The following is an 11,721-nucleotide window of genomic DNA, read 5'->3' on the forward strand; positions in this document are numbered from 1 at the left end:
CGGAAACACCGGACAAGGCACCGGAAACACCGGGCAGGGGCACCGGAAAGCCGGGGAACAGGCCCCGGAAACGCCGCCGCGCCGCGCCCCGGACAGGGAAGCGCGGCGCGGAGGGTGCCCGGCGGCGGCAAGGGCCGTGAGTCTCCGCCGCCGGGGGTTCTCGGAAGGGTTCCTTCAGGAGGCGGGGGTCAGCAGGCCCCGAGGTCCTGCCAGACGCCCCACTCGCCGGTCGTGCCCGGCGCCTCGTTCTGGGTCCACCACTTGGCCTTGTACTTGCGGCCGTTGTGGGAGACCTCGTTGCCCGCGTTGTAGACGGTGCCGGCCACGTACGCCGGGGCGGCGCAGCCGGTGGGCGGCGTCGTCGGCGGGGTCGTGGGAGGCGTCGTCGGCGGGGTGGTCGGAGACGTGGTGGGCGGGGTGGTGCCCGTGCCCGGCTGCACGAGCGTCGTGCCGCGCGCCAGGTCGCCGGCGAGGGCGTACGCCGTGCCGTTGATGTTCACCGTCCAGTTGGAGGGGGTGGACACCGGCAGGTAGTAGTTGAAGGACAGGTCGACCGTCGCGCCCGGGGCCAGCGTCTGCCAGGCCGGGAGCTTCAGGGAGACGCGGTGGAAGTCGCCCTTCAGACCGCCGACGTTGCCGCCGGTGTGGTCGCTGCTGATCACCTTGGTGCCGAAGCCCGACTGGTCGGAGGCGTTGGCCGGGGCCGCGGTGGAGTAGTCGAACTGGAACTCCGTGCCGCCGGGCAGCGTGGCCGCGGTGTTGTTGGTGATCTTCAGCTTGGGCGTGATCGGGTAGTTGGAGTCGCCCAGCTTGAACTCGGTGAAGTCCACCGCGATGTCGACGGCCTGCGTGGGCAGCGCCTTGTTGGACTTCTTCGCGCCGTACGGGGCGGCCGTCTTGAACTTGTCGTACATCAGCGAGGTGAGGGTGGAGCCCGCCTCGTACTGGCCCTTGGCCGCGTTCCAGCCGTAGTCGCCGGCCATCTCCCAGACCATGGTGCCGCCGATGCCGCGGTCGACCACGTAGTCCGCCTTCTTGGCCACCGACTGCTCGTCCTCGGTGGAGAGGAAGACCTTCTTCTGCGCGTTCCACAGCCACGGCGCGACCAGGGCCGAGTCGTACTTGCGGGCGTAGGTGCCGGTCAGCTGGGTGTTCGCGGGGAAGCCGTACTGGGTGACGTAGTCGCCGACGATCCCCTTCTCCAGGTTCTTGGCGTGCCACATCGGGTTGGAGCCCGCGGGGGACTCGACGCCGTTGTCGTCCTTGTCGTGCCAGAGGTTGTCGATGCCGACGGCGCCGTCACCGCACTTGGTCAGGCCGGAGCCCGCCGGGCAGGAGGTCGCGGCGGCCTTGCCCCACAGTCCGTCCGTGCCGCCCTGCACGTTCTTGTGGCCGCGGGTGTAGTACGGCAGGCCGATGTTGATGCGGCCGGCCGGCATGGAGCCGCGGAAGTAGTGGTACGCCCAGTCGGTGTTCAGGTAGCCGATGCCGCCGTACTGCGCGCTGCCGTAGACGTTGGCGGAGGCCAGCTCGGCGTCCTTGCCGTCGTCGAAGAGGGAGGCGTTCGGGCCGACGTACTCGTTCCAGGCGCCGTGCAGGTCGTACGACATGATGTTGACGTAGTCCAGGTACTTCTGGACCTGGAAGGTCTCCATGCCGCGCAGCAGGTAGCCGGAGGAGGGGGCGGCGACGGTCAGCAGGTAGTGCTTGCCGTCGGTGGCGCCGGCCCGGTCCAGCTTCTCGCGCAGGGTCTTCATCAGGGCCGCGTAGCCCTTGTTGAGGCCCGCGCGGCGCGCGTTGGAGATCGGGAAGTCGGCCGGGTGCCCGGCGTCCTTCATCGACGTCGGGTACTCGTAGTCGATGTCGACGCCGTTGAAGCCGTACTTCTTGATGAACGCCACGGCGGAGTCGGCGAAGGTGTTGATGCCCGCCTGGTTCACGGAGCCGTCCGCGTTGGTGGCCATCGTGTAGAAGCCGCCGGAGCCGACCCGCTTGCCGCTGTCGTCGAAGTAGCCGCCGGTCTCGGCCCAGCCGCCCACGGAGATGAGCGTCTTGACGTCCGGGTGCTGCTTCTTGAACTTGTTGAGCTGGTTGAAGTGGCCCTTGTAGGGGAGCGCCGGGTCCATCTCGGCGCCCGCGACGCCGGGCCAGGTCATGCCGGTCGCCGCGTTGTTCGGACCGTCGGTGCCCACGGACACCTTGTTGCCCGCGTCCACGTGCGCGAAGGCGTAGTTGATGTGGGTGATCTTGTCCCACGGGATGTCGTCGGCGAGGTAGGCGTCCTGGCCGTTCTTGCCGGTGCGCCAGCCGGTGAAGTAGCCGATGACCCGGCGCTGGTGGTCCGCGCCCATCTTCTCGCGGCCCTCGGCGTCGTAGACCGAGCAGTACGGAACGTCGACGCCGGGCGTCTTGTAGAGGCCGTCGGGGCGACAGGACTCGTTGTCGGCCGCGTACGAGACGCCGCCGGAGAGCGAGCTGAGCAGCAGCCCGGCGACGGCCGCGCCGGACGCGAGCAGCGAGGCTCTCTTCGTCGTGGGGGACAACACGATCGGTTCCTCCTGGGGAGGTGATGGAACACAACGAACAAGGGGGTGGGTCGTGTTGGGTCCGTGGCGTGCGCACCCCGACGGACCGTTACCTCGGAGGTGACACGGAGATTAAGAGGACTAGACCAGTGCGTCAATAGGTCTGGACCAAAGAAGGTGAATGTGGGATCCTGTGAGCCAGCCCACAGGGCCGTGGCCGCACCGCCGTTCACCGGCCGTGGCACACTGGCCCTGTATCAGCAGCAGCGCACTCCGGGGTCGGTGTAATTCCGAACCGGCGGTATAGTCCGCGACCCGTCCGCAGCCAGCGGCCGGTTGACCAGGTGAGATTCCTGGACCGACGGTGAAAGTCCGGATGGGAGGCAGTGCGCGGCGGGCGAACCCCTTTCGAGGGGTGTGCCGGCCGTACGTCCGCTGTCCGCCGTCTTCCGGCGGGCCCGGACCCTCGGCCCCGGCGCACCCTGCGCGAGGCGTCCTTCCCGCTCTTCTGTCGTCCAGACAGGCCCCGGAGTCCGTGCCCGAAGAGGCAGGAGGACCCGGTGGACCGGCAGGCCGACACCACCGCCATGCGACGCGCCGTCGGGCTCGCCGCCCGCGCGCTCGGCGCCACCAGCCCCAACCCCGTCGTCGGCTGCGTCATCACCGACGCCTCCGGACACCGGGTCGGAGAGGGCTACCACCAGCGCGCCGGCGGCCCGCACGCCGAGGTCCACGCCCTGCGCGAGGCCGGCGTCCTCGCCCGCGGCGGCACCGCCTACGTCACCCTCGAACCCTGCGACCACACCGGCCGCACCGGACCCTGCTCCCAGGCCCTGGCCGAGGCCGGGATCAGCCGCGTCGTCTACGCGGTCGGCGACCCGAACCCGCAGGCCACCGGCGGTGCCGACACCCTGCGCGCGGCCGGCGTCGAGGTCGAGAAGGGACTCCTGGAGGCCGAGGCCGAGGCCGTCAACATCGCCTGGCTCACCTCCGTCCGCCGCGGCCGCCCCTTCGTCCGCTGGAAGTACGCCGCCACCCTCGACGGCCGGACCGCCGCCGCCGACGGCACCTCCCGCTGGATCACCTCCCCCGAGGCCCGCGCCGACGTCCACCGGCTGCGCGCCGAGTCCGACGCGGTCCTGGCCGGCGGCGGCACCCTGCGCGCCGACGACCCGCACCTCGCCGTCCGGGGGATCGAGGGCGCGACCCAGCCGCTGCGGGTCGTCCTCGACACCCGCGCCACGATCCCGCCGACCGCCCGCGTCCTCGACGACGCCGCGCCCACCCTGGTCGTCGTCGGCGAGGACGCCGACACCCGGCACCTGCCCGGCGCCGAGACGCTCCGGCTGCCCCTGCGCGACGGCCGGATCGGCGTCCACGACCTGCTCGACCGGCTCCACGCCCGGGGCGTGCGCTCGGTCCTCCTCGAAGGCGGCCCCACCCTCGCGGGCTCCTTCGTCGCCGCGGGCGCCGTCGACCAGGTCGTCGGCTACCTCGCCCCGGTCCTCCTCGGCGACGGCCCGCAGGCCCTCACCGGGGCGGGAATCGGCACCATCGCCGAAGCGTTGCGGCTCGACATCACCGAGACCGTCCGCATCGGCCCCGACCTCCGCATCACCGCCACCCCCAAGGGAGCCTGACCGTGTTCACCGGAATCGTCGAAGAACTGGGCGAGGTCGTCGCCGTCGAGCAGCTGGAGGACGCCTCCCGCTTCCGACTGCGCGGCCCCCTGGTCACGGAAGGCGCCCAGCACGGCGACTCCATCGCCGTCAACGGTGTCTGTCTCACGGTCGTCGAGCACGGCGACGGCGAGTTCACCGCCGACGTCATGGCCGAGACCCTCAAGCGGTCCGGCCTCGGCGCCCTCGGCGTCGGCTCCCGCGTCAACCTGGAACGGCCCATGGCCGTCGGCGGCCGCCTCGGCGGCCACATCGTCCAGGGCCACGTCGACGGCACCGGCACCGTCCTGGAGCGCACCCCGTCCGAGCACTGGGAACTGGTCAAGGTCGGCCTCCCCGCCCCCCTCGCCCGCTACGTCGTCGAGAAGGGCTCGATCACGGTCGACGGCGTCAGCCTCACCGTCGTCGAGGTCGGCGACGACTGGTTCACCATCAGCCTCATCCCCACCACCCTCGACCTGACCACGCTCGGCATCAAGAAGAGCGGCGACCCGGTCAACCTGGAAGTGGACGTCATCGCCAAGTACGTCGAGCGGCTGCTCGGCCCGAACGCACGGGAGAACGTCAAGTGAACTGGCTCGACTCCGAGGCGTTCACCCTCCTCGGCCAGCGCATCATCTGGTCCGACATGGTCGGCAACCTCTTCGGCCTCGCCGCCCTCGCGCTCGGCTGGCGCCGCTCCGTCTGGACCTGGCCCGTGCAGTTCCTCGCCGGCCTCATCCTCTTCGCGGCCTTCTACGGCCACCTCGCCGGCAGCGCGGGCAAGCAGGCCGTCGTCGTGCTCGTGGCGATCTACGGCTGGTGGCAGTGGCAGCGCGGCAAGGGCCAGGGGGCGGACGGCCACATCACCGTGCGCTTCGCCACCTGGCGCGAGCGCGGCGCCATGATCGCCGCGGCCGCCGCCGGCACCGTCGCCGTGGCCCTTTTCTTCGAGGCCTTCCCGAAGCTGTCCTGGGACCCCTGGCCCGACGCCTACATCTTCGTCGGCACCGTCGTCGCCATGTACGCCCAGGCCCGGGGCATGGTCGAGTTCTGGTTCGCCTGGCTGCTCGTCGACCTGGTCGGCGTCCCGCTGAACTTCGCCAACGGCTACGCCTTCTCCGGCTTCGTCTACGTCATCTACGGCGCGCTCGCCCTGTGGGGCATGCGCGACTGGTGGCTCCGCTCCCGCACCGCCCCCGCTCTGGAAGGAGCCCACGCATGAGTTCCCTCCCCTCCTGGGACGCCGCCGACCTCGCCCTCGACCCCGTCGAGCAGGCGATCCGGGACATCGCCGCCGGCCGCCCCGTCGTCGTCGTCGACGACGAGGACCGCGAGAACGAGGGCGACCTCGTCATCGCCGCCGAGAAGGCCACCCCTGAGATCGTCGCCTTCATGATGAGCGAGTGCCGCGGCCTGATCTGCGCCCCCATGGAGGACGAGGAACTGGAGCGCCTCGAACTCCCGCAGATGGTCGCGCACAACACCGAGTCGATGCGCACGGCCTTCACCGTCTCCGTCGACGCGTCCCCCGCCCACGGCGTCACCACCGGCATCTCCGCCGCCGACCGCGCCACCACCCTGCGAATGCTGGCGGGCGGACGCCACGAGCCCTCCGACTTCGTCCGCCCCGGCCACGTCTTCCCGCTGCGCGCCAGGCCCGGCGGCGTCCTCGCCCGCAACGGCCACACCGAGGCGGCCGTCGACCTCGCCCGCCTCGCGGGCCTGCGCCCGGCCGGCGCCATCGTCGAGATCGCCGGCGAGGACGGCGTCATGCTGCGCCTGCCCGAGCTCGTCCCCTTCGCCCGCAAGCACGGCCTCACGATCATCTCCATCGAGGACCTGATCGCCTACCGCCGCTCCGCCGAGCCGACCGTCCGCCGCGAGGCCGAGGTCCGGCTCCCCACCGCGCACGGCGACTTCACCGCGTACGGCTACCGCTCCACCGTCGACGGCGTCGAGCACGTCGCCCTCGTCCACGGCGAGATCGGCGACGGCGAGGACGTCCTGGTCCGGGTCCACTCCGAGTGCCTGACCGGCGACATCTTCCACTCGCTGCGCTGCGACTGCGGCCCCCAGCTCCAGGCCTCCATGGACCGGATCACCGAGGCCGGCCGGGGCGTCGTCGTCTACCTGCGCGGCCACGAGGGCCGCGGCATCGGCCTGCTGTCCAAGCTGCGCGCGTACGAGCTCCAGGAGCTCGGCCGCGACACCCTCGACGCCAACCTGGAGCTCGGGCTGCCCGCCGACGCCCGCGACTACGCGGCCGGCGCGCAGATCCTCGCCGACCTCGGCGTCCGCGGCCTGCGCCTGATGACCAACAACCCCGACAAGATCGACGCCCTCACCCGGTACGGCCTCGTCGTCGAGGGCCGCGAGCCCATGCCGGTCCAGGCCGGCGAGCACAACCTCCGCTACCTGCGCACCAAGCGGGACCGGATGGGCCACGACCTGCCCTGGCTGGACGGCTCCCCGGCCTCCACCTGCGGCAACCAGTAACCCCGTACGCATCCACCGGTACCACCCGTACCAGCGGCACCATCGGCAAGGAGAAACATGAGCGGCAAGGGCGCACCCGTCCTCAGCGTGAAGAACTGCGGCGACCTCCGCGTCGCGGTCATCGCGGCCCAGTGGCACGAGAAGATCATGGACGGCCTCGTCGACGGCGCCCTGCGCGCCCTGGGCGAGCTCGGCATCGACGAGCCGACCCTGCTCCGCGTCCCCGGCAGCTTCGAACTCCCGGTCGTGGCGAAGGTCCTCGCCGGGCGCGGCTACGATGCCATCGTGGCGCTCGGCGTCGTCATCCGCGGCGGAACGCCGCACTTCGAGTACGTGTGCCAGGGCGTCACCCACGGCCTCACCCAGGTCTCGATCGACACCGGCGTACCCGTCGGATTCGGCGTCCTCACCGTCGACAACGAGGAGCAGGCGCTCGACCGGGCCGGCCTCGAAGGCTCCTCCGAGGACAAGGGCCACGAGGCCGTCACCGCCGCCGTCGCCACCGCCACCACACTGCGCACGGTCAGCGAACCCTGGCGCTGAGTGGCGCACGCGCACCCCGTACTCTTAGGACCATCATGGCGAACAAAACCTTCGAAGAGCTCTTCGCCGAGCTGAAGCTCAAGGCCGAGAACGGTGACCCGGCCACCTCCCGCACCGCGGAACTGGTGGACAAGGGCGTCCATGCCATCGGCAAGAAGGTCGTCGAGGAGGCCGCCGAGGTCTGGATGGCCGCCGAGTACGAGGGCAAGGAAGCCGCCGCCGAGGAGATCTCGCAGCTGCTGTACCACGTCCAGGTGATGATGGTCGCCCGCGGGATCTCGCTCGACGACGTCTATGCCCACCTCTGAACCAGCCCGTTCCCCACACCCGACTCCCCAGGCAAAGGAAGCCCACCCCATGCTGCGCATCGCCGTCCCCAACAAGGGTTCCCTCTCCGGACCTGCGTCGGCCATGCTCCATGAGGCCGGCTACCGCCAGCGCAAGGAGTCCAAGGAACTGGTGGTCATCGACCCCGACAACGAGGTCGAGTTCTTCTACCTACGTCCCAAGGACATCGCGATCTACGTCGCCTCCGGGAAGCTGGACATCGGCATCACCGGCCGCGACCTGCTCCTGGACTCCGGCGCCAGCGCCGAGGAGATCCTCCCGCTGAACTTCGGCCGCTCCACCTTCCGGTACGCCACCCGGCCGGGCACCGCGAACGGCCCCGAGGACTTCGGCGGCATGACGATCGCCACCTCCTACGAGGGCATCGTCGCCAAGCACCTGGCCGATCAGGGCATCGACGCCTCCGTCGTGCACCTGGACGGGGCGGTCGAGACCGCGATCCAGCTCGGCGTCGCCCAGGTCATCGCGGACGTCGTGGAGACCGGCACCAGCCTGCGCAACGCCGGCCTGGAGGTCATCGGCGACCCGATCCTCACCTCCGAGGCCGTCGTCGTCCGCCGCCAGGGCGCCACCGACGACCACCCGCAGGTCCAGCAGTTCCTGCGCCGCCTCCAGGGCGTCCTCGTCGCCCGTTCGTACGTGATGATGGACTACGACTGCCGCGCCGAGCACCTGGAGCAGGCCGTCGCCCTCACCCCGGGCCTGGAGTCGCCCACCATCTCCCCGCTGCACAACGAGGGCTGGGTCGCCGTCCGCGCGATGGTCCCCGCCAAGGAGGCGCAGCGGATCATGGACGACCTGTACGAGCTGGGCGCCCGCGCCATCCTCACCACCGCGATCCACGCCTGCCGCCTCTGACGGCCGGGCGCCGCACGTCCCACCCCGCACCACCAGGCACCGAGGAACCCCATGTCCGAGCCCACGACGCCCGCCCTCCCGGTCACCTTCCGGCCCGGCCGCACCCGGGCCGTCCTGCTGACCGTGGGGATCGCGATGTTCGCCACCGTCACCCTGGTGGCGATGATGCTGGAGCGGCTCGGACCGGGGGAGCGCGCCAGCTTCGTCCTCACCGCCGCGCTCTTCCTCGGGGTCCTCGTCCTGCTGAGCCGCCCCAAGGTCGTCGCCGACGACGAGGGCGTCACGGTCGTCAACATCACCCGGAGCCGCCGGCTCGCCTGGGCGGAGATCCTGCGCGTCAACCTCCGTGCCGGCGACCCGTGGGTCTTCCTGGACCTGAGCGACGGCACCAGCCTGCCCGTGCTCGGCATCCAGCCCGGCATCGCCAGGGAGGCGGCCCTCCGGGACGCCCGCGCCCTGCGGGCCCTGACCGAGAGCCGGGGAACGGGCGCGGAGGGGGCCTGACCCCCCGGGGGCTCCACCGGAAGGGGCGCCGGGGGGAACTCCTTCCCGCCCGTCGGGGAGAACCCCGGTCCGTCCCCCATCCGGAGCCGACCCCCTGCCCTTCGGGGCGTCCGCGTGACTACTCTGGAGGCGGTGGTGCCGAGCGCACCACCGCCTCGCGTGTGCAGGGCCGCCGTCACGGCGGCCCGCGAGGCCGCCCTTCTACCCGAGGAGTGACTCCCTCCAGCAATGGACGGATCGTCCGGTAATACCCGCGCCGCCCCCTCCCAGGAGGCGGCGGCATGATCGTCTCCCTTCTGCTGCTCGCCGCGGCCTTCCTCCTGATCCTCGCCAACGGCTTCTTCGTGGCCGCCGAGTTCGGTCTCGTGACCGTCGAGCGCGCCGAGGCCGAGCGGGCCGCGGCCGCCGGCGACCGGCGCGCCCGCACCGTCGTCACCGCGCTGCGCGAGCTGTCCTTCCAGCTCTCCGGCACCCAGCTCGGCATCACCCTCACCTCGCTCGTCGTCGGCATGCTCGCCGAGCCCGCGCTCGCCGGGTTGCTGCACGGGCCGCTCACCGCGACCGGACTGCCCACGGGGGCCGTCTCCGGGGTGTCGGTGGTGATCGGGATGCTGCTCGCCTCCGCCGTCCAGATGGTGGTCGGCGAGCTGGTGCCGAAGAACTGGGCGGTCTCCCGGCCGCTCCAGGTGGCCCGTTTCGTCGCCACCCCGCAGCGCCGCTTCTCCGCCCTCTTCCGGCCGGTGATCGCCCTGCTCAACCGGGTCGCCAACCGGCTCGTCCGGCTCCTGGGCGTCGAGCCCACCGAGGAGCTGGACTCGGTCCGCACCCCCGGCGAGCTGGTCTCCCTGGCCCGGCACTCGGCCCTGGCCGGCACCCTCGAACAGGACACCGCCGACCTCTTCGTACGGACCCTGTCCCTCGGCGGCCTCACCGCCGAGCAGGTCATGACCCCGCGCGTGAAGGTCAACGCCCTCCAGTGGGACGCCACCGCGGCGGACGTCCTCAACCTCACCCGGGCCACCGGCCTCTCGCGCTTCCCGGTCTACCGCGACCGGATCGACGAGGTCGTCGGCATGGTCCACCTCAAGGACGCGCTCGCCGTCGCCCCGCACGCCCGGCTGCGCACCCCCGTCGGCCGGATCGCGGTCCCGCCGCTCCTCGTCCCCGAGTCGCTGCCCGCCCAGGCCCTCCTGGAACGGCTGCGCCGCGAACAGCCGATCGCGGTGGTCGTCGACGAGTACGGCGGCACCGCCGGCGTCGTCACCCTGGAGGACATCGTCGAGGAACTCGTCGGCGAGGTCCGCGACGAGCACGACACCGCGGCCGACGGACGGCCCGAGCCGGTCGCCGCCCCCGCCGAGGACGGACGTCCCGCCTGGGAGGCCGACGGCTCCTGCCGGGTCCACGCCCTGCGCCGGGTGGGCCTCGACGTGCCCGACGGGCCGTACGAGACCGTCGCCGGGCTCGTCGCCGACCTCCTCGGCCGCATCCCCGCAGCCGGGGACCGGGTCGAACTGCCCGGCTGGCAGCTCTCGGTCCGCCGGGTCGACCGCTACCGTGCCGAGAGCGTCCGGATCGTCCGGACGACCCCGGACCCGTCCCCGGCCGCGGCCCCGGCCCTGAATCCGGACCCGAATCCGGTCCCGGTCCCGGTCGCGGCGTCCGCCGCCGGTCCGCTGGTCGCGGAGGGCGCCCGATGAGCACCCTCCCACTCCTCCTCGCGCTCCTCCTGGTCCTCGCCAACGGCTTCTTCGTCGGAGCCGAGTTCGCGCTCGTCTCCGTCCGGCGCAGCCAGATCGAACCGCTCGGCGGAGCCCGGGCCAAGCAGGTCCTGTACGGCCTGGAGAACCTGCCGCGGATGATGGCGGCCGCCCAGTTCGGCATCACGGTCTGCTCGCTGACGCTCGGCGCCGTCGCCGAGCCGACCGTCGCCCGGCTCCTCGAACCCGTCTTCCACGTGGTCGGGGTCCCCGAGGGACTGATCCACCCGCTCGGCTACGCCATCGCCCTCGCCGCCGTCGTCTTCCTCCACCTCGTCATCGGCGAGATGGTCCCGAAGAACCTGGCGATGGCCGCGCCCGAACGGACCGCGCTGTGGCTGGCCCCGGCCCTCGTCGGCTTCGCCCGGCTCTGCCGCCCCGTGACGACCGCCCTGGGCGCCTGCGCCCGGCTGGTCCTGCGGGCGTTCAAGGTCGAGCCGAAGGACGAGGTGGAGGCCGTCTTCACCAGCGCCCAGCTGGGCCGTCTGGTGGAGGACGCCGGACAGGCCGGTCTGCTCGACCCGGCCGAGCAGGAGCGTCTGGAGGACGCCCTCGAACTGGGCTCCCGCCCGGTGACCGACGTCCTCATCACCTCCGCCTCCCTGGTCACGGTCCCGCCGTCCGTCACCCCGCGCGAGATCGAGGAGCTGACCGTACGGACCGGGTACTCGCGCTTCCCGGTCCGCGCCGAGACGGGCGCCGCCTTCACGGGCTTCGTGCACGTGAAGGACGTCCTCGACCTGGAGGAGCGGGAGCGGGCGGTGCCGCAGCGGCTGTGGCGCCCGATGGCGACGCTCCGGGCGGAGCTCCCGCTCGACGACGCCCTCACCGTGATGCGCCGCGCCGCGACCCATCTGGCGCAGGTCGCGGACGGCTCGGGCCGGGTCCTCGGACTCGTCGCCCTGGAGGACGTCCTGGAGATGCTGGTGGGCGAGGTCCGCGACCCCGCCCACCGGGTGCGCCCCCGGACCGCCACGGTCACGATCCCGGTCACGGCCCCCGCCCCGGCTCCCGTGCGGAGCTAGG

The 11,721-nt window shown here is 72.0% G+C and carries 11 protein-coding genes and 1 riboswitch; of the genes, 10 read left to right on the forward strand and 1 reads right to left on the reverse strand.

The window, feature by feature from the left end; translation table 11 throughout:
- Positions 1–188 precede the first annotated feature (188 nt).
- Positions 189–2,546 carry a chitinase C-terminal domain-containing protein gene (locus ADL08_RS16975; RefSeq protein ID WP_053643759.1) on the reverse strand — a complete coding sequence of 786 codons (2,358 nt, stop codon included), beginning with the start codon at positions 2,544–2,546 and terminating at the stop codon, positions 189–191.
- 243 nt (positions 2,547–2,789) lie between these two features.
- A riboswitch (FMN riboswitch) is annotated at positions 2,790–2,919 on the forward strand.
- A gap of 166 nt (positions 2,920–3,085) precedes the next feature.
- Between ADL08_RS16975 and ribD the strand changes: the two genes are divergently transcribed.
- The 10 genes from ribD (at position 3,086) to ADL08_RS17025 (ending at position 11,720) form a co-directional block, all read left to right on the forward strand.
- On the forward strand, positions 3,086–4,165 hold the full coding sequence (gene ribD, locus ADL08_RS16980; protein WP_107092045.1) for a bifunctional diaminohydroxyphosphoribosylaminopyrimidine deaminase/5-amino-6-(5-phosphoribosylamino)uracil reductase RibD: 1,080 nt from the start codon (positions 3,086–3,088) through the stop codon (positions 4,163–4,165).
- A gap of 2 nt (positions 4,166–4,167) precedes the next feature.
- Positions 4,168–4,776 carry a riboflavin synthase gene (locus tag ADL08_RS16985; protein ID WP_053643761.1) on the forward strand — a complete coding sequence of 203 codons (609 nt, stop codon included), beginning with the start codon at positions 4,168–4,170 and terminating at the stop codon, positions 4,774–4,776.
- The gene (locus tag ADL08_RS16990; protein WP_053643763.1) at positions 4,773–5,408 is read left to right on the forward strand and encodes a nicotinamide mononucleotide transporter family protein; all 636 of its coding nucleotides are present in this window, start codon (positions 4,773–4,775) and stop codon (positions 5,406–5,408) included. The genes ADL08_RS16985 and ADL08_RS16990 overlap by 4 nt, the downstream gene beginning before the upstream one ends.
- Positions 5,405–6,682 (forward strand): bifunctional 3,4-dihydroxy-2-butanone-4-phosphate synthase/GTP cyclohydrolase II, encoded by a 1,278-nt coding sequence (locus ADL08_RS16995; RefSeq protein WP_053643765.1) that lies wholly within the window; start codon positions 5,405–5,407, stop codon positions 6,680–6,682. Before ADL08_RS16990 ends, ADL08_RS16995 begins: the two co-directional genes overlap by 4 nt.
- A 57-nt stretch (positions 6,683–6,739) precedes the next feature.
- Positions 6,740–7,225 carry a 6,7-dimethyl-8-ribityllumazine synthase gene (gene ribH / locus ADL08_RS17000; protein WP_053643767.1) on the forward strand — a complete coding sequence of 162 codons (486 nt, stop codon included), beginning with the start codon at positions 6,740–6,742 and terminating at the stop codon, positions 7,223–7,225.
- 35 nt (positions 7,226–7,260) lie between these two features.
- Positions 7,261–7,533 (forward strand): phosphoribosyl-ATP diphosphatase, encoded by a 273-nt coding sequence (locus ADL08_RS17005; protein ID WP_053643769.1) that lies wholly within the window; start codon positions 7,261–7,263, stop codon positions 7,531–7,533.
- 49 nt (positions 7,534–7,582) lie between these two features.
- Entirely contained in the window at positions 7,583–8,431 is an 849-nt protein-coding gene (gene hisG, locus ADL08_RS17010) for an ATP phosphoribosyltransferase (RefSeq protein ID WP_053643771.1), read from the forward strand.
- Positions 8,432–8,482: 51 nt separating this feature from the next.
- A complete protein-coding gene (locus ADL08_RS17015) occupies positions 8,483–8,935 on the forward strand; it encodes a PH domain-containing protein (protein ID WP_053643774.1) in 453 nt (150 codons plus the stop codon).
- 281 nt (positions 8,936–9,216) lie between these two features.
- Positions 9,217–10,635 (forward strand): hemolysin family protein, encoded by a 1,419-nt coding sequence (locus ADL08_RS17020; protein WP_078968241.1) that lies wholly within the window; start codon positions 9,217–9,219, stop codon positions 10,633–10,635.
- A complete protein-coding gene (locus ADL08_RS17025; RefSeq protein WP_053643776.1) occupies positions 10,632–11,720 on the forward strand; it encodes a hemolysin family protein in 1,089 nt (362 codons plus the stop codon). The genes ADL08_RS17020 and ADL08_RS17025 overlap by 4 nt, the downstream gene beginning before the upstream one ends.
- Position 11,721 lies beyond the last annotated feature (1 nt).

The sequence above is a fragment of the Streptomyces sp. NRRL F-6492 genome, assembly GCF_001280125.1.
GTDB lineage: Bacteria > Actinomycetota > Actinomycetes > Streptomycetales > Streptomycetaceae > Streptomyces.

Coding starts and splice junctions, on each gene's coding strand:
- ADL08_RS17020 (WP_078968241.1), top strand. CDS start 9,217: ATGATCGTCTCCCTTCTGCTGCTCGCCGCGGCCTTCCTCCTGATCCTC.
- hisG (WP_053643771.1), top strand. CDS start 7,583: ATGCTGCGCATCGCCGTCCCCAACAAGGGTTCCCTCTCCGGACCTGCG.
- ADL08_RS16995 (WP_053643765.1), top strand. CDS start 5,405: ATGAGTTCCCTCCCCTCCTGGGACGCCGCCGACCTCGCCCTCGACCCC.
- ADL08_RS17025 (WP_053643776.1), top strand. CDS start 10,632: ATGAGCACCCTCCCACTCCTCCTCGCGCTCCTCCTGGTCCTCGCCAAC.
- ADL08_RS17005 (WP_053643769.1), top strand. CDS start 7,261: ATGGCGAACAAAACCTTCGAAGAGCTCTTCGCCGAGCTGAAGCTCAAG.
- ADL08_RS17015 (WP_053643774.1), top strand. CDS start 8,483: ATGTCCGAGCCCACGACGCCCGCCCTCCCGGTCACCTTCCGGCCCGGC.
- ribH (WP_053643767.1), top strand. CDS start 6,740: ATGAGCGGCAAGGGCGCACCCGTCCTCAGCGTGAAGAACTGCGGCGAC.